At 60.2% G+C, this 24,592-nt stretch carries 23 protein-coding genes and 1 tRNA gene; 11 read left to right on the top strand and 13 right to left on the bottom strand.

Annotated features, from left to right (window positions below):
• Positions 1-29: 29 nt before the first annotated feature.
• The 7 genes from BMW66_RS12570 to BMW66_RS12540 form a co-directional block, all read right to left on the bottom strand.
• A complete protein-coding gene (locus BMW66_RS12570; RefSeq protein WP_093119010.1) occupies positions 30-1,730 on the bottom strand; it encodes a DEAD/DEAH box helicase in 1,701 nt (566 codons plus the stop codon).
• Positions 1,731-1,741: 11 nt separating this feature from the next.
• A complete protein-coding gene (locus BMW66_RS12565; protein WP_245729473.1) occupies positions 1,742-2,404 on the bottom strand; it encodes a hypothetical protein in 663 nt (220 codons plus the stop codon).
• 14 nt (positions 2,405-2,418) lie between these two features.
• The gene (locus BMW66_RS12560; RefSeq protein WP_093119008.1) at positions 2,419-3,312 is read right to left on the bottom strand and encodes an ATP-binding protein; all 894 of its coding nucleotides are present in this window, start codon (positions 3,310-3,312) and stop codon (positions 2,419-2,421) included.
• Positions 3,309-3,794 (bottom strand): hypothetical protein, encoded by a 486-nt coding sequence (locus tag BMW66_RS12555; RefSeq protein WP_093119006.1) that lies wholly within the window; start codon positions 3,792-3,794, stop codon positions 3,309-3,311. Before BMW66_RS12555 ends, BMW66_RS12560 begins: the two co-directional genes overlap by 4 nt.
• Positions 3,795-3,841: 47 nt before the next feature.
• Positions 3,842-4,195 (bottom strand): hypothetical protein, encoded by a 354-nt coding sequence (locus BMW66_RS12550; protein ID WP_175483237.1) that lies wholly within the window; start codon positions 4,193-4,195, stop codon positions 3,842-3,844.
• On the bottom strand, positions 4,189-4,467 hold the full coding sequence (locus BMW66_RS12545; protein WP_245729472.1) for a helix-turn-helix transcriptional regulator: 279 nt from the start codon (positions 4,465-4,467) through the stop codon (positions 4,189-4,191). Before BMW66_RS12545 ends, BMW66_RS12550 begins: the two co-directional genes overlap by 7 nt.
• Before the next feature lie 218 nt (positions 4,468-4,685).
• Positions 4,686-5,369 (bottom strand): hypothetical protein, encoded by a 684-nt coding sequence (locus BMW66_RS12540; RefSeq protein WP_093119002.1) that lies wholly within the window; start codon positions 5,367-5,369, stop codon positions 4,686-4,688.
• A gap of 115 nt (positions 5,370-5,484) precedes the next feature.
• Between BMW66_RS12540 and BMW66_RS12535 the strand changes: the two genes are divergently transcribed.
• On the top strand, positions 5,485-6,162 hold the full coding sequence (locus BMW66_RS12535) for an XRE family transcriptional regulator (protein ID WP_093119000.1): 678 nt from the start codon (positions 5,485-5,487) through the stop codon (positions 6,160-6,162).
• Positions 6,163-6,203: 41 nt separating this feature from the next.
• On the opposite strand, the gene BMW66_RS12530 is transcribed toward BMW66_RS12535, so the two are convergent.
• Both BMW66_RS12530 and BMW66_RS12525 read right to left on the bottom strand, forming a co-directional pair.
• Entirely contained in the window at positions 6,204-7,274 is a 1,071-nt protein-coding gene (locus BMW66_RS12530) for a helix-turn-helix domain-containing protein (RefSeq protein WP_093118998.1), read from the bottom strand.
• Positions 7,274-7,864, bottom strand: coding sequence for a hypothetical protein (locus tag BMW66_RS12525; protein ID WP_093118996.1), 591 nt, complete (start codon positions 7,862-7,864; stop codon positions 7,274-7,276). The genes BMW66_RS12530 and BMW66_RS12525 overlap by 1 nt, the downstream gene beginning before the upstream one ends.
• A gap of 441 nt (positions 7,865-8,305) precedes the next feature.
• Between BMW66_RS12525 and BMW66_RS12515 the strand changes: the two genes are divergently transcribed.
• The 7 genes from BMW66_RS12515 to BMW66_RS12475 all read left to right on the top strand — a co-directional run bounded on the left by BMW66_RS12515 (position 8,306) and on the right by BMW66_RS12475 (position 17,627).
• Complete coding sequence (locus BMW66_RS12515; RefSeq protein WP_093118994.1) at positions 8,306-8,758, top strand: DUF2924 domain-containing protein; 453 nt, start codon at positions 8,306-8,308, stop codon at positions 8,756-8,758.
• On the top strand, positions 8,755-10,065 hold the full coding sequence (locus BMW66_RS12510) for a recombinase family protein (RefSeq protein ID WP_093118992.1): 1,311 nt from the start codon (positions 8,755-8,757) through the stop codon (positions 10,063-10,065). The genes BMW66_RS12515 and BMW66_RS12510 overlap by 4 nt, the downstream gene beginning before the upstream one ends.
• Positions 10,062-10,439, top strand: a complete 378-nt coding sequence (locus BMW66_RS12505) for a hypothetical protein (RefSeq protein ID WP_093118990.1) — start codon at positions 10,062-10,064, stop codon at positions 10,437-10,439. The genes BMW66_RS12510 and BMW66_RS12505 overlap by 4 nt, the downstream gene beginning before the upstream one ends.
• 341 nt (positions 10,440-10,780) lie before the next feature.
• Positions 10,781-11,815 carry a DNA cytosine methyltransferase gene (locus BMW66_RS12500; RefSeq protein ID WP_217639308.1) on the top strand — a complete coding sequence of 345 codons (1,035 nt, stop codon included), beginning with the start codon at positions 10,781-10,783 and terminating at the stop codon, positions 11,813-11,815.
• Positions 11,815-13,275: a DNA methyltransferase family protein gene (locus BMW66_RS20050; RefSeq protein ID WP_139196174.1), complete on the top strand. Its 1,461-nt coding sequence runs from the start codon at positions 11,815-11,817 to the stop codon at positions 13,273-13,275. Before BMW66_RS12500 ends, BMW66_RS20050 begins: the two co-directional genes overlap by 1 nt.
• A gap of 1,582 nt (positions 13,276-14,857) precedes the next feature.
• The gene (locus BMW66_RS12480) at positions 14,858-16,384 is read left to right on the top strand and encodes an AAA family ATPase (protein ID WP_093118980.1); all 1,527 of its coding nucleotides are present in this window, start codon (positions 14,858-14,860) and stop codon (positions 16,382-16,384) included.
• Positions 16,377-17,627, top strand: a complete 1,251-nt coding sequence (locus tag BMW66_RS12475; RefSeq protein WP_175483236.1) for an LlaJI family restriction endonuclease — start codon at positions 16,377-16,379, stop codon at positions 17,625-17,627. Before BMW66_RS12480 ends, BMW66_RS12475 begins: the two co-directional genes overlap by 8 nt.
• 381 nt (positions 17,628-18,008) lie before the next feature.
• Here BMW66_RS12475 and terL read toward each other — a convergent pair whose 3' ends face one another.
• Genes terL through BMW66_RS12465 form a run of 3 tightly spaced genes read right to left on the bottom strand, consistent with a single transcriptional unit; the run spans position 18,009 to position 21,410 of the window.
• A complete protein-coding gene (gene terL, locus BMW66_RS12470) occupies positions 18,009-19,430 on the bottom strand; it encodes a phage terminase large subunit (protein WP_175483235.1) in 1,422 nt (473 codons plus the stop codon).
• Positions 19,405-19,872, bottom strand: a complete 468-nt coding sequence (locus BMW66_RS20345; RefSeq protein WP_175483234.1) for a DUF5681 domain-containing protein — start codon at positions 19,870-19,872, stop codon at positions 19,405-19,407. The genes terL and BMW66_RS20345 overlap by 26 nt, the downstream gene beginning before the upstream one ends.
• Complete coding sequence (locus BMW66_RS12465; RefSeq protein WP_175483233.1) at positions 19,872-21,410, bottom strand: DNA modification methylase; 1,539 nt, start codon at positions 21,408-21,410, stop codon at positions 19,872-19,874. Before BMW66_RS12465 ends, BMW66_RS20345 begins: the two co-directional genes overlap by 1 nt.
• Positions 21,411-21,757: 347 nt before the next feature.
• Here BMW66_RS12465 and BMW66_RS12460 point away from each other — a divergent pair, with 347 nt between their 5' ends.
• The 3 genes from BMW66_RS12460 to BMW66_RS12450 are packed head-to-tail and all read left to right on the top strand — an operon-like array spanning position 21,758 to position 24,062.
• A complete protein-coding gene (locus tag BMW66_RS12460; RefSeq protein ID WP_093118972.1) occupies positions 21,758-22,000 on the top strand; it encodes a DUF3489 domain-containing protein in 243 nt (80 codons plus the stop codon).
• On the top strand, positions 21,997-22,404 hold the full coding sequence (locus tag BMW66_RS12455) for a DUF2924 domain-containing protein (protein WP_093118970.1): 408 nt from the start codon (positions 21,997-21,999) through the stop codon (positions 22,402-22,404). Before BMW66_RS12460 ends, BMW66_RS12455 begins: the two co-directional genes overlap by 4 nt.
• The gene (locus BMW66_RS12450; protein ID WP_093118968.1) at positions 22,404-24,062 is read left to right on the top strand and encodes a recombinase family protein; all 1,659 of its coding nucleotides are present in this window, start codon (positions 22,404-22,406) and stop codon (positions 24,060-24,062) included. The genes BMW66_RS12455 and BMW66_RS12450 overlap by 1 nt, the downstream gene beginning before the upstream one ends.
• Positions 24,063-24,429: 367 nt before the next feature.
• Here the strand turns inward: BMW66_RS12450 and BMW66_RS12445 are convergent.
• A tRNA-Ser gene (locus BMW66_RS12445) sits at positions 24,430-24,519 on the bottom strand.
• Positions 24,520-24,592: the final 73 nt, after the last annotated feature.

Here is a 24,592-nt window from a genome sequence, read left to right as displayed (position 1 = left end):
GGGCGGGTATGAGATTTGCGCGACATGGCTCACGCAGCCTCCCGCGCGGTCGGGGCCGCGCTCAGGATCAGCCCGCGGATCGCGCGCTTGTTGAACCCGAAGGTCATGAGCGCCGACGCCTTGTAGCGCGTGAGGCCATAGTCGCTGCGCGCCTCAGGCGAGAGATATTGCAGCTGCTTTTCGGTGGCAGGCTGGGTCAGCCAGCCGCGTGTCTTGAAGGCGCTCTCGTCGCTTTCATGATCATTGAGCCAGTCGTCGGCTTGTGCCAGACACACGGATCTCTCGCCGACGCCCAGCAGTTGGGGCTGCGCACCGCGCGCACCGCCGATGGCGTACCACAGCACGTCGAGCCAGAAGACACCGCCCCAGGCAGAAAAGCCGGTGGCCAGCAGCGCGTCCTCGGTGCCGAAGAGATCCACCCACTCGAAGCTGGACCGCTTCAACAGATCGACTTCGGTCATCAGGAAGCCGGACAGCGCCCCGCCAAGTGTCCCTTCCAGGCTCTCGCTTACGTCCTCGTCCGGGTCGACCAGCGCCTCGCCACAGATCGGACACTCCCGCGCAGCCAGCGGTATCTCGGCCTGGCAGGCGGGACAGGTCTTGGATGGCGCCTCGCAGGTCCCGGACTTGCCGTCGAGATCGACATCCTGTTCCAGCGTGCCATGCGTCAGACTGGACGTGCCAAAATCCAGCACCACGCAATCGGTCTTGACCACACCGGGATGTTCCTCCGGATCGACCGTGCGCAGGCCTCGCCCGACCATCTGGATCATGGTGGATTTGTAGGAAGACGGGCGCAGCAGCACGACACAGGAGGTCGGCGGGTGGTCCCAGCCCTCGGTGAGCACGGCCACGTTGGTGATGACGCGGATGTCGCCCTTCTCGAAGGCGGCCAGTATTTTGCGGCGCTCCTCACCCGGCAGATCGCCATGGATCAGGCCGGTGGGGATGTCAGCCGCGTTGAAGGCCTCAGCCACATGCGCGGCATGCGCCACGGTGGAGCAGAACACGACCGTTTGTCTGTCCCCGGCCTTCTCGCGCCAGTGGCGCACCACTTCCTCGGTGATCGGCGCGCGATCCATGATCTCGGCCACCTCGCCCATGTCGAAATCCGACGCGGTCTGGCGGACGGCTTTCAGTTCCTCCTGCACGCCCACATCGATGACGAAGGTGCGCGGCGGCACCAGGTGGCCCGAGGCAATCAGCTCGCCCAGCCTCACCTGGTCGGCGACATTGTCGAAGACCGCGCGCAGCCCCTTGCGATCTCCTCGATTGGGCGTGGCCGTCACCCCGAAGATCCGGGCGTCCGGGTTGGCATCCCGGACGCGGTCGATGATGCGCCGGTAGCTGGCGGCGGCGGCGTGATGCGCCTCGTCGATGACCAGCAGGTCCAGCCTGGGCATGGCGGCCAGATTGGCCTCGCGAGCCAGCGTGGGCACCATGGCGAAGGTGACCTGGCCAGCCCAGGACTTGGTGCTGGCATCCAGCACCGAGGTGGTCACGTCCGGGTTGACCCGAGCGAACTTCTCACGGTTCTGCGCGGTCAGCTCATCGCGATGCGCGAGCACGCAGGCCTTGGCGGCGCTGTCGCCAATCCTTTCGCCGGTGACCGCCGAGAGCATGATCGTCTTGCCCGCACCGGTTGGCGCGATCCCGAGCGTGTTATCGCGGGGGCCTAGCGCAGACAGGCTGCGCTCGACAAAGAGTTTCTGACGGGGACGAAGGCGCATGGCGGTTCCCCTCACTCGGCCCAGCTCGGGCGGCCGGAAAAGCCGGGCCCGGCAGGCGTCTGGTCGTACTGTCCATGCTGCGCGGGCGCGCCTTGGAGCTGTGCCGCCGTCTGGGGTTGGGGTGCCGGCGGCGCAGATTGCGGCGTATATGCCGTGCCCGAAGCCATCGGCGCGGCGCCATGGCCCATGAGCTGCGCGTAATCGCGGTGATCGGGCATGACCGCGCTCTTGATCTCGTTGCGCTCTTCCCCGCTCGAGTCCTTGCCGACATCGATCCGGGCGATGAACTCGATCCCGTCGAGATCGGCAAACCCGTTGATGCGCCGCGCTGCCTGCGCCTCGGGCGAGTTGTCCTTGTCGGAAATCCCGCGCGACGAGTTCAGCATGCCTCGCACCAGGCTGCGGCCCATATTGGCCCAGTTCGGCCCGTTGGGGCTGTAGAGCCCGATTAGCGACCAGATCTTGCGCTTGGCATAGGGCCCCTCAAGCACCGTGTATTCGGCATCGAGGTAGACTGCACCCGTGGCGGCCCGCTTGGCATAGCCGCCGGTCCAGCCCTGCGCAGGATCGTCGAACCCGCCCGGGCGTAGACCCAAGCGCACCTTGGCCAGTGTGCCCTTGGGGATGACGTTGGCGTTGGACTGCGCGTCGTTGAAATCGTTCCAGAGAGACATGGGGGTCGTCCTTTTCAGCTTGAAGTGTTGGAGTTGGTGGTTGCCTGCGCCTTTGGTGGCGCCGGAAGTTCGGGGGCCTGGTAGGTCAGCCGCCGGTCATCGGGGAGGAGCGGGCCGCGGATCTTCTCCATCAGCTGCCCCAGATGGGGCGCCTCGAGCATGTCGAGCCGCCCCGACCGGTCCTTGGCCGGATAGCCCCAGGGATTCAGCGTCTGGCAGACAAAGCCGCGCTGAAGGGTGTTATCCTCGGCCTTGAACTCGGCCATGGTGATGACCTGGTCGACGATGCCCGGCAGCTCGAGCCCGGTCTTGCTGCCGTCGATCTGCGGCTGGAAAACCCTGCGATTGAAGTCGTCGAGCTTCTGGTCGAGGATGCCGACGAACCAGACGTTCTTCGCCCGCGTGTGCTGCAGATGCGTGAGCCAGGCGATCATCTCGCGGCCGTGCAGGCCATACGCGCCGCGCACATCCGGTTTGCCGGTCTTTTCCGAATGGGCCTCGGGTTGGCCCTTGCACCAGCCAAAGCACAGCCGCCCCGCCACGGTGATCGAGTCGATGAACACCGTGTCGTACTTTTCCAGCACGGCCGGATCGCCGAACTTGGCGCAGACCGCGTCAAAATGCGCCTGGCTGTAGGGCTGGTCGGCGCGCAGCGCCGGATTGGGCCCGCCGATGAACACCGCGAAATCCCGGCATTCCGCCCATGTTCGCGGGCGGATCACATCCACGCCCAGCCCTTCGATGGCCAGATCCCCGGCCTCGAGATCGAAAAACAGCGTGGTCGCGTTTTTCAGCGTCCAGAGCAGCGATGTCTTGCCGATCCCCGAGGGGCCGAAGATCACGCCCTTGATGCCGCGGATTTCCGCCAGCCGCTGGTCGGCGGTGATGATAGGAAGCGCGCCGGTCATGCCGCATCTCCCGCCTCAAGGGTGACCTTGAGCGTACCGACCTTCACCGTGCGCGCGGGCTCGAACCCCTTGCGCCAGGCCTCCGGCAGCGCACCGTATTTGCGTTCACTGACCTTCAGCGTGGTGTCGATGAACTCGGACGGGTCTTCACCGCTGTCAGCAATGTTCCGGGCGATCTGCGCCAGTTTTTCCTGGTCCCAGTCGACACGCTTGGGCAGGTCGGCCACGACCGTGTAATCGCCATCTGCCAGTCGCACCGTGCCCGTGTCTTTGCCACAAGCGTGACGCGCCTCAGCCGCGCGGGCGGCATAGCGCACCTCCAGCGCTGTATTGAAACGGACTGTGGCTGATTTCAGCTGCTTGGCCGCATGCGCGAGCTCCGCCTGCAAGCCTGCCAGCAACTCGACCGGCATCTGCGCCAATTCGCCGGTCGGCATGTTGAGCATGTCATTCACGCTCGGGGTGTTTTCTGGAAATGGCATGAATGTGCCTCCTTGATCTGTGGGTTGGGTCTGGATGGATGGAGGTGTCACGCTGCCTGCGCCTCGAGGAGCAGCGAGGACAGCGACGCGGCGGCGGCCTTCGGCCTGGGCCGGGCGATGGCGATGTAGGCGAAGCGGTCGGTGCCCAGCCGCTCCTGCACCAGGTGCACGAGGCCCTGTTCGGCGGCCCGAAACGCAGCATCAGCCACGCCGCGAAGAACCTTTCGCTGGTCTGCAGGCAGCGTCGAGATCGCTATATCCGCATCGACCACGAGAAAGCCGCAGTGATAGATCAGGGCATCACCGGCCTCGGCCTGCGCAATCCAGGCATAGAGGTCGATGTCGGTGAGGCGCGGCTTGGCCGCCCGCCGTTCGTCATGGGTCGCGGCCATCATCAGCATGCCCGATGCGCGCCCCGGACGGCGGCGGTCTGATTTGCGGCGCGCGCCGGATCGGCTGTGAGCCGTCGCGACGATCGCTCAGCCCGTGCGATTGCATTGCGGATCGTCAGGGCAAGCTGAAGCTGGCTCTGCTCGAAGGTCTCGACATCGGCCAGCCGGTAGAGCACTCGCCCACCCAGCTTGAGAAAAACGGGCCCCTGACCCGTGTAGCGCCAGCGCTCCAGCGTCCTGTGTGAAATCCCCCAGCGCCGGGCCAGCTCCTTCTGATTCAAACAATGCCTTTGCATCCTCGATGTCTCCTCTCATGCGTCGTTGAGAGGATATTGCCCAATTGCGATGTGGGATGTCGTCAGGACTGGCGGGGGATACGGCGGGGGATCAGAAAGCCCTTGCAGGATAAGGGCGGAGACGTGACCGCGGGGATCGCATCCCCCACCATCCCCCGCCCATCCCCTTCGCGATCCCCCACCAGACGTGGGGTCGGCGCGATTCAGTCGACGGCGAGGCGGTAACCGCCGCGGCGATCCGAGCGGATGAGTCGTCGCCAGTTCGCCTGGGACTTGAAGACGTCAGCCATGCGCAAGCTCTTCGAACCGGCGCCGCAGAGGATGACCTTGCCATTCTGCCAGGGCTCGCCCGCCAAAGCCGCCGCGTGGAGCGCGCGGACGACCTCGGCCTGGATCGGCCCGAGCTTGAAGCGGTCGCCGTTGCAGCGCACCTCCTGGTAGTCGGCCGAATGGATGAAGGTGGGCGCCTCGGCCTGCGCTCCGCCCTCAGCAAAGCCGGTCGCGATCTCGAAACGATCGCGTTCCTCGCGTGTTAGCAGCAAATCACCGATCAGCACGAAGACAGGATCTGCATCGCCGAAGGTTCTGGCATAGTCGGCACGGGGCGTCCGGAACGCGCTCGAGTGGATCTCACCGCATCGGAAAAGCTGAAAGACATCACAGGCATGCAGATCCAGCAGCCCGCTGAAGCGGGTCTGTTCCCACGGCACCCGGAACGCCTCGTCCTCAGGCGACTCCTCGATGCCACCGAACTCGATCGGCACGTCGAAGACGCGCACGGAGAGCCTTAGCTGATCGTTCTCGGCAAGGTAGATGAGGTCGGCTTCGGTGATCCGCCAGCGGTCGAGAATCTCGGGGAGCGTGAAATACAACTTCTCGATATGCATTCCCTGCCCTTCCGCCGATTCCACTATAGGATGTTTACCTTATGTTCTTATCTGCTTGACGGCACCCGATCAATCCTGTTTTATCCTTTTAAATCCACATCGTGTTGGGGATAACATGGCCGTGCATCATACTCTTGCCGACCGTCTCCGGGCCCGGGCGTACCAGCTTGGGCTGAGCCCCGCCCATGTCGCCGAGATGGCCGGCGTCAACCGCTCCTTCGTCTACGACATTCTTCGCGGACGCTCGACGCGCCCCAGCATTGAAAAGCTTGGCGAGGTCGCCACAGTGCTCAAGGTCGACCGCGACTGGCTGATCCACGGAATCGGCGAGGTCGAGGGGACGTCTCCCTTTATCGAAAGCCCCGACGAGGTGTTCGTGTCCATCGCGCATGCCAGCCCGCGCCCGTCCATGGGCGGCGGCGCCGTCGTGGAGGCCCAGTCCGACTGCGCCGACCGCGCCTATCATTTCCGGCGATCCTGGATTCGCCACAATCTGAAGGCCATCCCCTCCCAGCTGCGGATCATGCATGTGGAAGGCGACAGCATGGCGCCGACGCTGCTCGACGGGGACACAGTGCTCGTGGACATGGCGCGCCGCGCGCCCAATCCGCCGGGCATCTTCGTGCTGGACGACGGCATGGGGCTGGTTGCCAAGCGGCTCGAGCACATCCCGAACAGCGACCCACCGGCGGTGCAGGTGATTTCCGACAACAGCTTCTACAATCCGTACGAGCGGACCGCCGACGAGGTCCATATCATTGGACGTATCCGCTGGTTTGCAAGGGAGATTTGACGTGACTTTCGTGCTGTACACCGGCAGCCGTTCCATCGCGTCTACTTCACCACTCGTAGTCGCTGAGTGGTTTCGGAAAGCGGATGAAGCTTGCGCAGATCGTTTTCGCTTGATCGGAGCGCTTGGGCGAGATCGGATACTTCGTAGCCAAGGTCCTCTACATGAAGCCTGATAATCTCCGGGAGGACAGTGGGCATTTCGGCCTTTAGATCAAGTTCAGGCGGCTCCGTTTTGCGGTAGCCCAGAGAGCTCATCTGTCGCCAGAGATACTGATTCTGGTTGTCGGTAATCGCGCCAATCACTTTGGCGCGATAAAGAAGCGCAGCCATCGACACGCGCCAGACAGGCTTCAAGGCAGCGAGCCTCTGGATCGTGAGGCGCCGCCCGGCGAGTTGGGGGCGGATATCTCGTGCCGGCAAGAGCAGCGCCGCTGCAAATTCGTTCGCCTCATCTTCCATTTCCGGTGATGGCACCTGATGCATAACGACATGCCCGAGTTCGTGCGCGAGACTGAACCGCTGCCGATCTGCGGGCATGTTGCGATTCAGAAAGATGCATGGCGGCATGTCCGGTATCTGGACCGTGAAACCATCGACCTTTAGCGCGGCGAAGTCGCAATGGACGACTATACACCCCGCTCGTTCCACCCATTCGACAAGCTCCCGGATCGGCCCCGAAGGTACGAGCCAGGTGCGCCTGATGAGATCGGCGATACGTTCGGGGTCGCCGCCGTACTCGTCGACATCCAGACGCGGAAGGGACAACTCCGGCTCCAGCTCGGCGGCATCGAGCAGTCTTCGGATGTGCAGGATCCTGATGTTGAGTTCGGCTTCCAGGCGCTCAATCGCCTTCTGCCCAACGCTCGCCCGCTTCCGGTATTGCACGCTCATCGGCAGACCAATGACCCGGTCGTTCTGGAAGAAGAAATCGACCGGAAAACCCAAGGCTTCGCTGACGCTTTTCAAAACGTCTTCGGTAGGGCCGATCAGCCCGTTTTCGAGTTTCGACAGATTGGCCTGAGAAACCCCTGAGCGCGTGGAAAGTTCTGTCTGACTCCACCCCCGCGCCTGCCGCGCTATCCGCAGCAGGTCCTGATTGAAACCGGTAGGCATCAGTCTTGACGCTTCTTGCGGTCGTCCGCGGCGCCCTTGAGTTTGACGATGGCCGTGGCAGGACGCTCGGGTTTCGGCGCGGGCATCGGTAATGGAACCGCGGCCTCGCCCGCATCCAGAAGGCTGTACTCCCAAGCAATCTGATCGCCATTGCGGGCGACCACGCAAATGTCTTCGAGCTGCGTTTCGAGGCGATTCAGCTTGTAGACGACCTCGACGCGCTGCACCTCTGGCAGGTCGAACAAATCTTGGCCATGGTCGTGAAAAGCGAGCGCCAGTTGCGTGGCGACATTCGACGAGCGGCCCATCTCATCTGCCTTCTTGAACCGAAACAGCACCGTGTCCCGAACGAGAAACTTTATCGTTTCTTGGCCATGGATCATGTGGACGGCATCGTGTTCCAGCAGGGCTTTGTTCGCGCGCTCGATGATCTGCTCCCAGACAAAATTCGCACGGCTGCGTTTGCAACGCCAGACGCCGTTGAAATCGCTGGCCAGCCAGTCCTTCCACGCCTCTTGGATCGCGGAGACGACCTGTTCGCGGATGTCGTCAAGGATGGGACGCACGGTGGCTTCGCTAGGAATCGGCATGATCGGGCCTCGCTTGTTTTCACAGAGAATAGCAGGGTCGTTTTACATAAACAACCTCAAATTATTCACAGCATCATTCACGCCAAGTGGTGACGGCTCTCGGAGCACTGCAGCTACCCGCACACCCAGTTTCCATCGACTGCGCGGGCTTACGCACAACCCCCTCAAGTCCTTGAATCGGATTGTTTTCGGAGGCGGCACCGATAGCGTTGTCCCCATGCGAAACGCGCCGACATACCCGCGGCTGGGCTCGAACCCGCTGCCTCCTCACCAGATGCCCCCCGCCGAGCGCCGCGCCGAGCTGTGCGCTATGCTGGCCCTTGGGCTGGTTCGGTTGCGCATGCGAGACCGCGGGCAACCATATGCGGATACTGGAGAAATTCGCCTACACTATCCGGCCGACCAGAGCGTTCATGCAACTCCGACTCACGAGGAAACAGCATGACCAAACACGATCCCATCCCGGCGCGCCTGGCGGCGCTGAAGACCACGCCGACGCCTGGCCTGAAACAGCAATGGCGCGAGTTGTTCGACAGCGAGCCGCCGCCTTTCAACCGGCGTTACCTCGAAAGCCGACTGGCCTACCGCATCCAGGAACTTGCCTATGGCGGGCTGAAGCCGGAAACGGTGAAGCGGCTCGAAGCCCTCGGTGAACAGCTGGACGGCGGCGATCGCAAGAAGAGCCGCATCCGCGCTGACCTGAAACCCATCACGGGCACACGGCTGCTGCGCGAATGGCAGGGTGTCGAGCACGTCGTCACCGTCACGGCGGACGGGTTCGAATGGCAGGGGCGGCCCTACAAATCGCTGTCGGCCATCGCCCGCGCCATCACCGGCACGCGCTGGAACGGCTGGGTGTTCTTCGGGTTGAAAAGCAGGAGGGCACGGTCGTGACAAAACCAATCGTCCGCAAACAGCGCTGCGCGATCTACACGCGCAAATCCTCCGAGGAAGGGCTGGAACAGGAGTTCAACAGCCTCCATGCCCAGCGGGAGGCCTGCGAAGCGTTCGTGGCCTCCCAGCGCTCCGAGGGTTGGGTGCAGGTCCGCGATCAGTATGACGATGGCGGCCTGTCCGGCGGCACGCTCCTACGCCCCGGCCTGCAGCGGCTGCTGGAAGACATCGAGGACGGGCTGGTTGACGTGGTGGTGGTCTACAAGATCGACCGGCTCAGCCGCTCGCTGGCCGACTTCGCCAAGCTGGTCGAGGTGTTTGACCGCAACGAGGTCACCTTCGTCTCAGTCACGCAGGCGTTCAACACGACCACATCCATGGGGCGGCTGACGCTGAACATCCTGCTGTCCTTCGCCCAGTTCGAGCGGGAGGTCACGGCCGAACGCATCCGGGACAAGGTCGCCGCCAGCCGGAAGAAGGGCATGTGGATGGGCGGGGTGCCGCCCTACGGCTACCGCGTCGAGAATCGGAAGCTGGTGATTGACGACGAGCATGCCGAGCATGTCCGCTGGATCTTCGCGCGCTTCCTCGAAATCGGCTCGGGGACGGAAATGGCGCGGGAGGTGGGCAAGCGCGGCATCCTCACGCCGCGCGGCAACCGGATCGACAAGAAATACCTCTACCGGATGCTGAACAACCGCGCTTATATCGGCGAGGCGGTGCACAAGGGCGATAGCTATCCCGGCGAGCACGACGCCATCATCGACCGCGAGACGTGGGACCGCGTCCATGCCATCCTGCAGGAGAGCCCCCGCAAGCGCGCCGCGCGCACCCGCGCCGAGACGCCCGCGTTGCTGAAGGGGATTCTCTTCGGTCCCGATGGTGCGGCCTTCTCACCGACCCACACCCGCAAGGGCGATAAGCTCTACCGCTACTATGTCAGCCAGACGGTGCTGAAGCATGGCGCGGGTTCTTGTCCGGTTGGCCGCGTGCCCGCGGGCGAGATCGAGGCGGCCGTCATCGACCAGTTGCGCGTCGTGTTCCGCCAGCCGGAGATCGTCGCAGGAACGTGGAAGGCGGCACGCGGCCACGCCGACGAAACCACCGAGGCCGACGCCCGGACGGCCCTGCAGCAGCTCGACCCGCTGTGGGACGAGTTGTTCCCTGCCGAGCAGGCGCGCATCGTGGCGCTGCTGGTCGAACGCGTCGATATCGGCGCCGACGGGCTCAACGTCCGCCTCCGCGTGGACGGTCTTGGCGGTCTGGCCCGCGAGATGCTGGCCGGCGATATCGAGGTTTCAGCATGACACGCCGTGCACCGATCCCCGAGACCGTGACTCTCCGCGTCCCGTTCCGCGTCGTGAAGCGCGGCGGTCGGAAGGAGATCCAGTTGCCGGAAGGAGCCGCGCAGCCGCGCCGGACAGACAGCACCCTCGTCAAGGCGCTGGCCCGCGCCTTCCGCTGGAAGCGGTTGCTGGAATCGGGGGAGTTTATCACTATCGGCGAGCTGGCCCGGCGTGAAGGCATCGCGCCGTCCTATATGACCCGCGTCCTGCGCCTTACGCTGCTCGCACCCGACATTGTCGAGGCGATCCTGGACGGAAAGCAGGGGCCAGAGGTGCTGCTGGCACGGCTTCTACAGCCATTCCCGGTGGAGTGGAGGCAGCAGCATGGACTTTGACCTCTCAGCCAAGCTGAACGAGGCACGGTCGAGGAGGCGGCGGGTCAGAACCTTCTGCGCGAGCCACGACACCTCCGTCGACCACAGAGTGACGCACGCCTTGCATGGATTATTGAGGTAAGCTGCTGCTGAGCCGTTGCCGTCAAGCACAAACTGTGAAAAAAACGCCCATATCTAGAAATTGAAGGGTGCGCCGCACCCTAAATATAGCTAAACAGTAACTGTGGTGTGGTGCGCAGTGCACCTACCGCACCTGTCTTCCGCGGACGCCGTTGCCGCGAAGAGCGCATAAAACTAACATGTGTCATGACAGGCGCGAAAGAACGAAGGGAGCAGCCAGAGTGGTTCGTTGCGTAAGTCTATTTTCGGGCGCCGGTGGTCTGGACGTCGGCGCGATACAGGCCGGTGCCTCTATTGTCGCTTGTGTCGAGAACGATCCGGACAGTGCCGAAACGCTTCGACTCAATAGTCTGGCAGCTCACTCAGACGGAATCATCGAGGCCGACGTCCAAACGATTGATTTTCGACACTGGCGCGATGGGCAACCCACCATCCTGATCGGAGGTCCGCCATGCCAACCTTTTTCCAAGAACGGCTATTGGGTCAAGAATGACAACCGGCTGATCGAAAACGACCCCCGCAATATGCTCGGGCAATATCTACGCGCTGTGCAAGAATTGCAGCCGAACGGATTCCTTTTTGAAAATGTGGAGAGCATCCGGCACCCCACAAACATCAAGATTTTTGAAAAGTTTATCGCAGAGGCCGAAGCGCTTGGTTATGCTTGCACGGTGTATCGTGCGAACGCCGCCGATTTTGGCGTCCCGCAGAAACGCAAGCGTGTCTTTGTGTTCGGCATTAAGGATGCCCACAAACCCATACCATTGCCCCACGCGACCCATGGCGATCCGGCAAAGCCGGAACTGATGAATGGCTTCACACCATACGTTGGCGTTGGTGCCTTCATCGAGAGATTCGATAAGGACATTTTTGCCGAACCGCAGGAAGATGCGAGCGCCGGCACATACTACCACGAACTTGTGCACGTGCCCGCTGGAAAGAACTATATCGCTTTGTCGAAACTCGAGAGATATGACGGTCGTACATTCCGCACAGGTGGCCGTTTCTGGAACTTTCTACATAAGCTTCATCCGGACGAACCATCGATAACCATCGCCGCACAGCCTGGACCGTGGGTGGGTCCATTCCATTGGAATAATCGCCGCTTACGCGTGCCCGAGATCGCTGCCATCCAGACTTTTCCGGAAGGCTATCGCTTTGCCGGGAATCGGCGTTCGATCCAGAAGCAGATCGGTAATGCTGTCCCCAGCCTACTTGGTAAGCACATGGTTTCCCACCTCATCGAGCATCTGTAATGAATATTGCCGCGCCACTCCAAAAAGACAAGAAACAACCGGCAAACGTTTTTTCGTATGAAGGGGCGGTTGCAGATGGCGCGAAAATGATTCTGGATCGTGTGATGCATCAAGCTGAAAAGGACGAGCGCGATCTCGCCTACTACACGCCATGCAAGTCTGAGCAGGCACGCAAGCTGTCCGGTTCCTATTACACCCCTGTCGACGTTGCGCGATTCTTCTGGAACCAGTTTTTTGACGCGAGCAATATATCCGGCCCTGAGCAGGCAACCGCACTTGTCCGGAATCATCGTTTTATAGAGCCCTCGTGCGGATCCGGTGTCCTCGTATTCGCTTTACTTAGAAAACTTCTCGATCTTGGCGTTCCATTAGAGGCTATGCACGACCTTGATTTGCACCTGGTCGATATTAATGCTGCTTCTCTTGATTACGCCAAGCGTCAGTTCTCTGTTATCAACTCCGCTCTAGGTGCGGACTATTTCACGCCATATTTCGAACATAAAGATTTTCTAACGTATCAAGGCGAAAAGTCTTCCCGCCCCGTTTGTCTTTTCGGTAACCCGCCGTTTGTTTCCAACCCAAAGGGTGCAAAATGGAAGAATAGTTACGCAGACTTTCTCGATCGTTGCCTTGAGATTGCAGCACCGCTTGCCGCTATGCACTTCATTGTTCCGCTATCTATCGCCTTCAGTCGCGATTATGCGGCTTTGCGCAACAAATTGCGATCTAGGAGATTTGCGGTCTATGCGAGTCACTTCGACAATATACCTGATACGCTTTTTAAATCAGGTAAGCCCCAAAGCGATAATACAAACAAGGCAAACAGCCAGCGCTGCACTATCGTTTCTGCTTTAGCAAACACTGAGCATCGCCTTTACTCGTCACCGCTTTACAGATGGAGTACTTCTGAACGCGCGGGCTTTCTCGCAGGAAGCCCAGAACTCTACGACGTGACAGAATACCGAATAACTGACCAATTCATCCGACCATCTTCGGGCGCAATGGCGCGGTACCTGCAACATCAGCAGTTTGCCTATCATCTGGGCGATCTGGCGGACAATCGGGGGAGCCATGCACTCTACATCGGCAGCGTTGCCCGCAACTACGTTTCTGTTCGTGGTCAGGCCGGTAGTGGTGTGCATATCTTCCGCTTCAACGACCGTGAAAGCTTCTATCGGTTCCTGGGTATCGTCGCTTCAGATGTGTTCCTTGAATACTGGCGCAGCATTGGGGACGGTTTTCATGTGACGCGCTCCAATATCCTTGATTTTCCGTTGTCCGCGGATCTTGTGACGTTGGTCGACGTATCCATGCCACGGATCCGATCCATGTGGGCCAGACGGCAAAGCTGCGAAAAGACGAAATTGAACTCAGGAACAATCGTACGTTCCTATGATTTCTCGGCAGCAGCCCCAAGCTATAGTCCTGCGCTAACGAGATTAAATATTGAGCCGCTCTGAAGGGCTCGCTTTTGCAAAGAGAGTGAACCACTTTCTTCCCCTTTTCCGGACGCACCTATGCCGCGAGATCGGTGACGACGATGCCCAGTACGGTGTAGCCACTCAACGCGACGGCGGGGACTTGGAGTTTTGCGACCTAGCCGATCGGACATGTCCCGCCAGGCGGTGTCAGCAAACCGCGTTAGTTCCACCTTTGTTCTACTTCTCCAGTAGGGTAGGTAGTGTCCGAGATACCCGCCATCCCAGGAGACCCGCCATTTCCCATTTCGATCCGGCCGAGTTTGGCCACATTCTGGCCCGCCTGACACCATACGCGTTGCGGCAAGCGGAGGGGTTGGTGGCCGGGGCGCACGAACGGGCCGAGGTCGTCCTGGAAATCGATGCCCGCGCCGAGGCTGGCGGTCCCGCAACGTCTTGCCCGCGCTGCGGCACCGACGAGCGCAGTCGGTGGGGCCGAACGCGCACGGGGGCACAGCGATGGCGGCGCTCGAACTGCCGGTTGACCTGGTCGGGACGGAGCGGCACGCCGCTCGCCAGGATGCATCGCCCAGACCTGGTGGCTGCGCTTGTGCGCGACATGATCGAGGCGCCCCAGCCGATGTCCTGCCGCCGCGGGGCCGAGGTGCTGGGCGCGTCGCGTCACAGCGTCTGGCGCTGGCGCATGACGATCATCGGCGCCCTGACGCCAGAGACAGACGGCACCCTTGCCGGCATCGTCGAAGCCGACGAACCGCACCAGCGCGAAAGCAGAAAGGGCTCGTGGGAGTGGGTTCGGCACCGTGACGACCCTGCGAACCACCCTGCGCCACCGCGTCCGAGGTGGCGGACTTACCGCGGCGCGGCGGCGCCTTTACGGCGCCTCCAGGCGGCTGGCGGGCCTGGGAGAAGAAACTGCTCGCAGCCACGGACCGGGCCCGGCCACCGTGCCTTCGAAGCCATCGCTGACGCCGGCTAGGCGGCGATCACCGGCGCCCTGCTACCCGTGATGGCGCCCGATGCGGTGCTCTGCACCGACGGCCACGCCACCTACGAGCGTATCGCAAAGGACGAGCGTATCCCCCACTTCGCGCTCAACGCAGGGCGGAGGACGAAGCGCACCCCGCGAAGCCACCACATCAACACCGTGAACGCCCTGATTGCCCGCTTTCGAGCCTTCACGCAGCCCTTTTTGCGGCCCCGCCTCACATAACCTTGTTGCCTACGGCCGATGGCACGCCGCCCGGAACAACGCGGACCGCTCCTACCTTGATGCGCTCGGGCTGCTGCTCGCTCCAGGCCCTCGCGCCAACACAATTTGCTGACACCGCCTCCCGCCAGCAGAGGCGGAAGCCGCACACTATGGCCAGCTCGACATGCAGCAGCGAGCCGCGTAACCCAAACCAACCAGCCTCCGGGAAACCCGGGGCGCTTCACATCTTCGTTTCGGCGCGGCTTCGGCGGTGGTAGCTACCACGCTGTATTCGCAAGATGCAGCCGCCTTCAGCCTATGCACAACAACGCCATCCCAAACCAAAACCTGATAGCCAAGTTCTACAAATGTGATTAGTGTCCATCCCAAGACACTCAAGCAACGGCAGTTTTCATGGCTACGCAATCTCGCCCTAATGGGGAACTATACGATGGACCCGAACCTGATCGTGCAACGGCAGATCAGTGGGAAGATATCCTGAACGGGGCCTTGGGTTCCCTTGGCTGGACCGTAAACTTAACACGGCATGATCCTCCTCCACGATCTAGCTATGTCAGGTTTACTGCTGAAATCAGCAAAGCAAATGAAGAACTGACACTCGAGATTTACCCATTTCGAAACCTAAATTGGCGAAACCGCGGTGCAGACGAGAAAGGCATACAATTAAACAGAGACTATGAAGAACACGCTGATCATTTTCAGCTAGGAAAGAACGGCGACCATCGGTGCTTGCTCTTAGGAGTTTACAATGGAACCGGCAACGACCCTGTCATCTGCGCCTGGGACACTTCTGCTTATTTGAACCATGCCAATCCGAACACTTGCTACACCAACGTGAACGCCATCGCGGATGCGTACAAAACCGGCTTTGGACGCTATTTCGATCGGATAAACAACAGATATGCATGCTGCTTTCTACCAGAGTTTATTCATTACTATGTCGCGAACATGGACACTCTCCATGTTCCCCCTGGATTTGTCGATCACGAAGAAGATGCCGCTAATCCTGAAGCGGTCACAGGCGCGGAAAATCTGATTTTTTATGGTGCGCCAGGAACAGGCAAGACCCATGCAGTCAATGAGCGCATCGGCGACAAGCACAGTATTCGGACAGTCTTCCACCCGGATCTTCAGAACGGTGATTTTGTAGGAGCGCTTAAGCCCGTCACTCGAGATGGCAATGTAACCTACGAGTTCTCACCTGGACCTTTTGCGCACGCTCTCAGGGCGGCCATTCTCCGCCCGAATGAAGAGGTCTTCCTTGTCATAGAAGAACTCAACCGCGCTCCAGCCGCTGCCGTTTTTGGGGACCTTTTCCTTCTGTTGGATCGGGATGCGACGGGCCTCGGCAGGTACGATGCAGACTTTCCAACTGATGAGTTCAAAGCCTGGTTACGTGTGGAGTGCGGTCAGGAGATTGAGAAGCTCAGGTTGCCAGCTAATCTCTGGCTACTAGCCACCATGAACAGCGCGGACCAGGGCGTTTTCCCACTGGATACCGCCTTTCGTCGCCGCTGGAAACAACATTACATCAATATCGACTACGCAATCTCACCGAATGGGCGTTTCAATGTTGTCAAAGCAGACGGCAACCAGGCATCGATCTTATGGTCAAACTTTGCCCGCATCTTGAATGACTATCTGACCGATCATCTATCAATCGCCGAAGATCGCCTATTGGGGCCTTGGTTTGTGTCGGACGTTGAACTTGCCTCAAGTGACTTAGTGCCAGGGAAATTGCTGATCTACCTTTGGGACGATCTGCTTCGCCATCATGGGCGCGAAATCATCTTCAATACCGCAGTCGTCAAGACTTACGGGGCCTTGTCTCACCGCGTATCTCAAAACGGACCGGTCTTCGCTGAAGGCTTTTTAGGTGCCCTGGATGCGGCACTTGAGGACGTTGAAGGCGATGCCTGACGAGCCTCGTGTCCTTCAAGACCGGGTTGCCGTTCTTTATCTTGAAGAATGCTACCAAAAGCTGACGTCAGAACTTCGTCGCCAAGATCAAGGCAAGACGCTTCAAAAGGATACGGTTCATTTTTGCGGGCTAGCGTGCACAAGTTCCTCAGAGAGCTATGTCTTCGTGCCTCGCAAGGCGCTCCGAAGTTCAGCAACCGAGAACCAGCGCATAGCCAGAACCACGATGCGAGTACTAGCAAAGTACGGCCAAGATACTCGAGACCGACAAGGCCTCTCTTCAGCGGAAAATGGGAACGTTGGTCTGATCTCCACAGTTCAAGATTTGGCTGATGATTTTCGAAGGTATGGAATCTTTGCAGAAAGGCTACGCTACGCCACAAGGAACTCCGGCAAGCCCAACTGGCCGCGCACCGCAGTACGTGAACTCGCCATGGTCTCGGGCAACGGAAACATCGTCTACCCCAACATTAGAACAAGTCGAACTTCGAATGCACATGAAAGCGTTCTAGCGCGCGTCCAAGTCGCTGTGCTTCTGGAAGTTGCTGAATATCACGGATGGTGGTTGGACGGCTTGCAAGGTCGAGAGGCGGAACTTAAAGCTTATGCTTCGCCTAACTTTCCGCGGCTTCTATGGTCCCAAAAACTGCGATCACTGCTGCCAAGCTTGTTCGCGCAACGGGCAATCCGACTAGCGCGCTCTCTGATCTCGTACCTTGATGAAGACCCCCGCCAAGATGATGGCATTACCTTGTATGGTATCGACGACTTCCATGCAGTTTGGGAGAGAATGCTGCGAGAAGTCCTACCAGGAGTTGAAGGCGGGTGGAACTCACGGCTACCTAAACCGGCCTTTAGACAAGCCTCCAATGGACACCTCTTGGTGCAAGAACGAGGTATGCAGACTGATATCGTGATACGAGATGGCACGACACTGAAAGTTCTAGACGCCAAGTACTACGATGCGACGGCAATTTCGAACTCTCCCGGTTGGCCCGACATTGTAAAGCAACTCTTTTATCATCTCGCCCTAAAATCAGTAGTCGGCGAAGAGGTGCGCACCGGAGGATTTGTTTTTCCTGCTCGATACCATGATGAGGGCCCATTCACACAAGTCTCTGTGGTTGGCACAGATCAGGCACCAGCCATCGGCTTCCCGAGCATCAACTGTATGTATTTGAGTGTAAATGAGGTGATGGAAGCATACCTCGGGCGACGGAAACTTCAGGTTGATATTCCCTAATGACCAGTGTCAGCACTCTCTAGCCGCAGCATTTTTCTGGTTATCACCGCGTGGCGAAAGTTCGATGTCAGTTCCATCACGCCGAGCGCCACCGGCGTCGAAGTGTTTAGTGCAACCTCGAAAAAACATCGCAATGCCAGGTGCTTGCAAGCTATTCACCAAATCCGCGCAGTCATCAGGTCCGGAGAATATCCGCACTGAGAGACCGCTTCCGGCCCGTCTAGCGCCGGGGCCGCTGCTCAGCCCCACCCGCATAACCCTCGAAAACAACGGAAAAATCCGGCCGCAGCCGGATCGGGAGCACGCTTTCGCTGGGGCAAGTGGCGGAGGGGACGGGATTCGCACCCAAAGTCCGGTTCTGCTCGCACGGCGAACAAACGTTCATTTCTTGCAGCGTGAACAATGCCTTAACTCTGCAAGACCACGATCCAGGGCAAAGAGCGCCTGCGACATGCTATCGACCTGATCATCGTACTTTCCATTGGGAAAAGCGGCGACTTCCGTGAGAAAACTTTCCCGCCATGGCGCGTTTCGCGGCAGGCGAACTTCACCGCACTCGATCTTCGGAGACTGGATCGACATGCGCTCGTCCTTGCCCTCCTTCGGCCTGTGTGAGCGGATTCCGGTGCGGTCCTGCCGATGAAGATGGTCGTAGACCCCGCGTCCGCTGCCAACGGTTTCGACGATGAGCAGGTTTGGCCGCCATTTCGCCCGGAGATCGGCGGCAATCCTGAGTAGGTCGGGCTGAAGGTACTGTCGGCGATGGACGTCGAGCAGATCAATATACGGCCCGATCAGGCCCCATGTTGTGCAAACGGAGTAATCGTTGGACTCCCCCGGGACTGCGGCGGTATCCCAACTCTGGATGATGGCTTCGTATTCGCTCCGGTGTTGCGTGTCCGGGATGGTGCCGAACCATTCAGGGCGGACTATGCCGCCGCCTGCTGGTGACGGTGATTGCTGATATTGCGCCTCATATGAGCGCGGCCCCATTTCTCGGCGCTTTGCCTTGAACGCCTGCTCGTCCATATGCTCAGGAAGCAGCACATGCCCCACGGGACGCGCCCAGTTTACGTCCGAAGCTAACGGAATGTGCCGATCCCGGGTCTCGATTGCTGGAAGTTCGAGAACCTCCCAATCCTCCGTTGCAAGCAGGCGACCAGGCAGATCATCCTCGTGGAGACGTTGCGCCACGACGATCACGGCGCCCGTCCGAGGGTTGTCAAGACGCGTCATGGCCGTTCCTGTGAACCACTCCCAGACTATGTCGCGCCTGGCCTCAGAAGCGACGTCTTCCGCTTTGCTCGGGTCGTCGAGAATGAGGATGTCAGCCCCTTTTCCGGTAAGTGGACCGCCGACCGACGTTGCAATTCGGTAGCCGTTCGTGGTCGTACGAAGCTCGCCAACGGCAGTACGTTTCGGGTCGAGGCGGAGCCTTGGGAATACCGCTTGGCTCCATGGAGCCTGCATCAGCCGCCGACTGTCGCGGCTGAAGGTCTCCGCAAGGTCCTGACCATAACTCATGCAGATAATCCGCCGAGAGGCGTCTCGCCCAAGCGCCCAGGCCGGGAAGGCCACGCTGACACAATGCGATTTCAGATGCCGCGGAGGCATCAGAATCAGCAGGCGCGTCACCTCGCCACTCTCGACCCTCTCCAACATATGGCAAATGGCCCGGACGTGGTGACCATAGTGGAAAGAAACACCAGGGCGAAGTTCGGCGAAAGCGCGCTGAACATAGGCAAAAGGGACCGAGAAATAGAGCCCACGCAGGATATCAGGAGTTGTCGTTGGGATGGTCATCCTGTTCCTCCTCGCTAACTGGCGTGTCAGTGGAACCCTGTAGTTCCTTTTGAGCCCGCTCCACCAAACCAACCCAGTCTGCGTGCGTCTGGAGAACGTCGAGGTCCGCAAGTTCAGCGGTGAGATTCGCCGACGCAACGCCAGATGAATCGCCCCTATCCAAGAAGGGCGTGATAGCCTTGAATGCAGGAACATCCCCCTTCATGCCCTTGGCCAAAACGGATCGTATCACCGCCTCACGTTGAGGCATCGCGGTCTGTGATCCATTGTGGTTGACGAGAATTTCTTCTTCGGCAATTCGCCTGAACGTTTCCTCTATCCGCTCCTCGCATCTTCGCTTGCCTGATGGGTTGCCGGATTGTCCCTTTTTCCACCGGTGTTGCTTGGGTGGCTTCCCGTATCCGACTTGATGGTCGTCGTCCTGATCTTCGCCGTTTGCCATCAGAAGTCCTCCGTGTCGGGCGTCTTGGCGCGCTGCACAGTTTCCTGGTTTGCATCGGTTCGCGTGCCTGCGACGCCACGCTCACCAAGTTGGACAGATGCGATCTCGTCGAACGGCACACCGCTCTCGGCGTGAGTTGCCTTGCCGCCAGTCATCTCCTGCCAGCGCCGGATCGCGAGATCGACATATGCCGGCTCGATCTCGACTCCAAAGCAGCGCCGACGTGTGCGCTCACAGGCCAACAGGGTCGTGCCGGAGCCGAGGAAGGGATCGAAAACAAGATCGCCAGGCCCGGTCACGTCGAGCAGCGCGTCCATGACCATGCGGATGGGTTTGACCGTTGGATGCAAGGTGAAGTCGTCGTCCGCGTCGGCCCGACCGCCGGTCGCGCCGGCATAGGTCCAGACGTTCGAGCGGTTGCGCCCATGCTTGCCCAGTTGCACGTTGTTCCGATGCCCGGCCCCTGACCTGCGCGCGACAAAGACCAATTCGTGCTGGCTGCGGTACAAGCTGCCCATGCCGGGTTGCGTCTTGACCCAGACGCAAATGTTGAGCAACTCCAACTCGAGCGCTTCCAGCGCCTCGGTCATTTCGCCGACATGCCGCCAATCCATACAGGCAAAGAGCACGCCACCCGGCTTGAGCTTCGCTGTGGCGGCACCACTTGTGTCCACAAGGAAAGCCACAAAATCCTCGCGGGACATCTCACCAGAGGCCTCGGCAAATTCATCAAAGCCAGAGCGCGCACCACGGACGTGGCCTTTGATCCGCACATTATAGGGAGGATCGGTGAAGATGGCGTCGACCGATGCACCTTCCAGCGCCGCAGTGAGCGCGTCGCCATTACGCGCGGTCCCACAGACGATCACATGATGTCCCAAAATCCAGACATCATCGCGCCTGGTCACGGCAGTGCTTTCTGTGTCGGACATTTCCGCCGAGATATCATCCGCAGGATCAGCCTCCGCACCTTCTGCGGGCGCAAATTGAATGGCCTCGATCTCGGGCATGGCGAATCCGGGGATCTCGATGGTTTCCCCGATTTCGATGATCTCGCTGATCTCCATCCTGAGCGCATCATCATCCCAGGCGCCGGTCTCCTGAAGCTTGTTCAAGGAAAGCGCCAGCCGGCGGATTTCGACATCGGGGAGATCATCGACCAGAATGCAGGGCACTTGGTCCGCGCCGAGTCGTTGAGCGGCCGCGAGCCGCATATGCCCATCGATGACCTCGTAGCGCTCACCCCCAGGTTTGCTGCGCACCAGAATCGGAATGCGGAAGCCGAAGCGCTCAATAGCCCGGATAACACCCTCTTCCTGACTTTTCAGCGCGCGCCGGACCCGGCGTGGGGCCGCGTCGATGAGATTGACCGCGAGCCAGAGAAACGCAAGTTCGCGAAACAGGTCGTTCTGGCCGTGAAGTGTTGTCCTGTCGGCAGCGATCTTGCCAGACTCTGTCGTGGTCGACGGCGTTTCGCAGCCTGGCTGCGGCTCAACCATAATGTCTTTTTGAGATTTGAGATCAGATGGCTTGCTCATGTGTCGCATCCTTCGGGTTGACCTTGGGATGCAAGAATGAAGCTGGAAGAAGTCGAAGCAGCAGGGACAACCAGACGATTCATTCTGCACCCAAAGTGGGTTGCATGATCGTTGGTCGAGGCCTCCTGCCGCGACGGGATATCAAAAAAGTTAACGACGTTTGCCGCGGCGTTCAAGATGTTTTTTCCATGGTTGACAAACGGTTAGACGGGGGACAGCTCGGCGCCAAAGAGGACTGGACTTCGCCTGCGAACAGAGTGTCATTGGAAACACGCCCGGTTCGCAGTCCGGGCGCATCTCGGTAGGACCGGCACGTCGCCAGGCCCGATACATCCGAGGAGGCAATCATGACCAAAGCCAATGACATCCCCAATCGCGAGACCAAGGCGGCACTCGTCCGCAGGCTTCTGGCGCGCAAATCCGGCGCAGATATCACCGCCCTGCAGGAGGCGACCGGCTGGCAGGCCCACTCCGTGCGGGCAGCACTCAGCACCTTGCGCAAGGCCGGGTACAAGATCGACCGGATGCCGAAAAAGAAGGTCGGGTCGCCGCCCGTCTACCGGATCACAGCCACCCCGGAAGCCGCATGAAGCTTCCAACCGTCGCAGAGATCGAGACCATGGACCGGGCGGCGCTCATCGCCGCCTGGGACCATCTCTTCGGAACACCCGTACCAAAAAACCTGAGCCGATCCTTCTTGCGTCGCTTCGTCGCTTTTGAGGTCCAGTCCCGCCAACGCGGCGGGCTGCTTCGCGGCTTTGTGGCGGATCTCCAAAAGAGAACGGCGGGAGCGCAGGTAAACAGTTCACCGAAACTCAAGCCCGGCGACCGCCTCCTGCGAGAATGGAACGGCAAGACCCACATCGTGGAGATCACGGAAGCTGGATATCGATGGAACCAAGAGGTTTATCCTTCGCTGTCCTCCGTCGCACGGGCGATCACCGGCGCCCGCTGGTCCGGGCCTCGCTTCTTCGGTCTGAAGGAAACGCGCTGATGGCGACCCAGAAGAAAACCCGTTGCGCGATCTACACCCGCAAATCTTCTGAGGAAGGACTGGACCAGGGCTTCAACTCGCTCGACGCGCAATATGAGGCCTGCACTGCATATATCGCCAGCCAGAAACATGAGGGTTGGGGGCTGGTGCGAGACCGCTTCGATGATGGTGGCGTTTCCGGTGGTACGCTTGAGCGTCCCGCGCTTCAACGCTTGCTCGCCGAGATCGACGCTGGCCGTATCGGCATGGTCGTGGTCTACAAGATCGATCGCCTCACCCGATCGCTGACTGACTTCGCCAAGCTTGTCGACCGCCTTGATGCTGCGGGGTGCTCCTTTGTCTCTGTCACCCAGGCCTTCAACACCGCCTCTTCCATGGGACGGCTCACCCTCAACGTGCTTCTTTCTTTCGCCCAGTTCGAGCGGGAGGTCACCGCCGAACGCATCCGCGACAAGATCGCCGCCTCCAAAAAGCAGGGTCTCTGGATGGGCGGCCTTCCACCCTTGGGCTATGACCCCCACCCCGATCCAAACACCCGCGAACTTGTCATCAATCTTGCGGAGGCCGAGACGGTACGGGAGTTGTTTCATCTTTACGATGACCTGGGGTCCCTTCGAACCACGACCCAAGAGGCCGACCGGTTGGAGCTGCGCTCGAAGCTCAGGTGCTTCGCTTCCGGACGAACCCAGGGCGGCGGCGCACTGTCGCGCGGCCAGATTCACCACATCCTCGTGAACCCAGTCTATCTTGGTAAAATCCGGCACAAGGATCAGCTCTGGCCAGGACGGCACGAGGCCATCATCAACGCGGCTCTCTGGGCCCGCGTCCAGCAGAAGCTGCAAAAAACCGCCATGCGCCGACGCGGCGCGGCCGCAGGATCAACGCCGGCCCCGCTTACCGGCAAACTGCGGGACGAGACAGGCGACCGACTGACCCCAACCCACAGCGTCAAATCCGGGCGGCGTCATCACTACTATATCTCCAACCGCCTGATCTCAGGCGGGACCGACCCCACCGGCTGGCGGCTTTCGGGGCCACGATTGGAAGCGGCGGTCTGTGCCCTCATCGCCGACCATCTTGAGCGTGCGGCCCGCGATCATCATGTACTGGGACAGCCAGATCTCCGGGCGGGCGACAATTTGCTCACCGATGCACGCCAGCTTGTGCAAGCTCTGCGCCGCAAAGATGCCGCGATCATGTGCCAGCTGATCGTCAGTGGCACGATCGCCCCGCAGCGGATCCAGCTGACGCTTGATTGTGAGCACCTCGCCAGCCAACTCGGCGTTGCCTCAGACGAGATGGCATCTGATCTCCACCAGCTCTCCGCGTCAGTTGTCCTGCGCCGCCGCGGCGTCGAGGCGAGGCTCGTTCTTGGCACCCCTGAACCGACCCCTGATCCCATTTTACTCCGGACGCTTCGTGATGCCCATCGCTGGGTCGCCAGTTTGCGCGACGGCGTTCCCCTCGCCACCATTGCCCGCAACGCCGGACATCACGATCCCTACATCAGGACGCGCGGGCAACTCGCGTTTCTCTCGCCAAAAATTCAGGCGGCGATCCGAGACGGTACCTTGCCGTCAAACGTTACTCTCAAGCGTATCCTCGCTGCACCCGTGTCTCTGGATTGGGATCAGCAGGAGAAGGTGTACGGGGTCTGAGGACTTTCTCGTTCATCCGGTGAAGGAAACTCAAATCCACATCACTGCGTGATCTCAGAATTCCCTGCAAATTCCCTGCTGCGCGGTGCAGGGAATTGCCCTTCAGGCCATTGAAACAACTGAGAAATTAGCACTGATCAGCACGTGCAGGCACGCATATCAGAAAAATTCCCTGCAATTTCCCTGCTAGCAGGGAAATCCACGGCCAAAACCGACACCCATGATGCTGGCCGCAGAGACACAACGCCGAAACTCCGCCACACGCGTCTCTGAATGGCGTCTCCGCACTGCTCATCGACGCGCAAGGCACGGAAAATCCCAGAGGAATTCCGATATAATTCCATTCAATATCAATGGGTTATGTGGGTGGCGGAGAGACAGGGATTCGAACCCTGGAGACGGTTTCCCGCCTACACGCTTTCCAGGCGTGCGCCTTCGACCACTCGGCCACCTCTCCGTGATGCGCTGCTTAGCCTTACCGGCCACCCGAGTTCAAGGGCGAAAATCCATTCCGGTGCGAACGGCATCGC

The sequence above is a fragment of the Salinihabitans flavidus genome (assembly GCF_900110425.1).
GTDB classification, from domain to species: Bacteria; Pseudomonadota; Alphaproteobacteria; order Rhodobacterales; family Rhodobacteraceae; genus Salinihabitans; species Salinihabitans flavidus.
This window is presented reverse-complemented; position numbering and strand designations above follow the sequence as displayed.

What these genes read in the sequence shown, in the direction of transcription:
- BMW66_RS12530 (WP_093118998.1), bottom strand. Translation starts at nt 7,274, where the DNA reads ATGCCTACCGGTTTCAATCAGGACCTGCTGCGGATAGCGCGGCAGGCG.
- BMW66_RS20345 (WP_175483234.1), bottom strand. Translation starts at nt 19,872, where the DNA reads ATGGCAAACGGCGAAGATCAGGACGACGACCATCAAGTCGGATACGGG.
- BMW66_RS12475 (WP_175483236.1), top strand. Translation starts at nt 16,377, where the DNA reads ATGCCTGACGAGCCTCGTGTCCTTCAAGACCGGGTTGCCGTTCTTTAT.
- terL (WP_175483235.1), bottom strand. Translation starts at nt 19,430, where the DNA reads ATGACCATCCCAACGACAACTCCTGATATCCTGCGTGGGCTCTATTTC.
- BMW66_RS12570 (WP_093119010.1), bottom strand. Translation starts at nt 1,730, where the DNA reads ATGCGCCTTCGTCCCCGTCAGAAACTCTTTGTCGAGCGCAGCCTGTCT.
- BMW66_RS12540 (WP_093119002.1), bottom strand. Translation starts at nt 5,369, where the DNA reads ATGCATATCGAGAAGTTGTATTTCACGCTCCCCGAGATTCTCGACCGC.
- BMW66_RS12555 (WP_093119006.1), bottom strand. Translation starts at nt 3,794, where the DNA reads ATGCCATTTCCAGAAAACACCCCGAGCGTGAATGACATGCTCAACATG.
- BMW66_RS12560 (WP_093119008.1), bottom strand. Translation starts at nt 3,312, where the DNA reads ATGACCGGCGCGCTTCCTATCATCACCGCCGACCAGCGGCTGGCGGAA.
- BMW66_RS12450 (WP_093118968.1), top strand. Translation starts at nt 22,404, where the DNA reads ATGGCGACCCAGAAGAAAACCCGTTGCGCGATCTACACCCGCAAATCT.
- BMW66_RS12460 (WP_093118972.1), top strand. Translation starts at nt 21,758, where the DNA reads ATGACCAAAGCCAATGACATCCCCAATCGCGAGACCAAGGCGGCACTC.
- BMW66_RS12525 (WP_093118996.1), bottom strand. Translation starts at nt 7,864, where the DNA reads ATGCCGATTCCTAGCGAAGCCACCGTGCGTCCCATCCTTGACGACATC.
- BMW66_RS12455 (WP_093118970.1), top strand. Translation starts at nt 21,997, where the DNA reads ATGAAGCTTCCAACCGTCGCAGAGATCGAGACCATGGACCGGGCGGCG.
- BMW66_RS20050 (WP_139196174.1), top strand. Translation starts at nt 11,815, where the DNA reads ATGAATATTGCCGCGCCACTCCAAAAAGACAAGAAACAACCGGCAAAC.
- BMW66_RS12550 (WP_175483237.1), bottom strand. Translation starts at nt 4,195, where the DNA reads ATGCTGATGATGGCCGCGACCCATGACGAACGGCGGGCGGCCAAGCCG.
- BMW66_RS12515 (WP_093118994.1), top strand. Translation starts at nt 8,306, where the DNA reads ATGACCAAACACGATCCCATCCCGGCGCGCCTGGCGGCGCTGAAGACC.
- BMW66_RS12465 (WP_175483233.1), bottom strand. Translation starts at nt 21,410, where the DNA reads ATGAGCAAGCCATCTGATCTCAAATCTCAAAAAGACATTATGGTTGAG.
- BMW66_RS12565 (WP_245729473.1), bottom strand. Translation starts at nt 2,404, where the DNA reads ATGTCTCTCTGGAACGATTTCAACGACGCGCAGTCCAACGCCAACGTC.
- BMW66_RS12480 (WP_093118980.1), top strand. Translation starts at nt 14,858, where the DNA reads ATGGCTACGCAATCTCGCCCTAATGGGGAACTATACGATGGACCCGAA.
- BMW66_RS12505 (WP_093118990.1), top strand. Translation starts at nt 10,062, where the DNA reads ATGACACGCCGTGCACCGATCCCCGAGACCGTGACTCTCCGCGTCCCG.
- BMW66_RS12535 (WP_093119000.1), top strand. Translation starts at nt 5,485, where the DNA reads ATGGCCGTGCATCATACTCTTGCCGACCGTCTCCGGGCCCGGGCGTAC.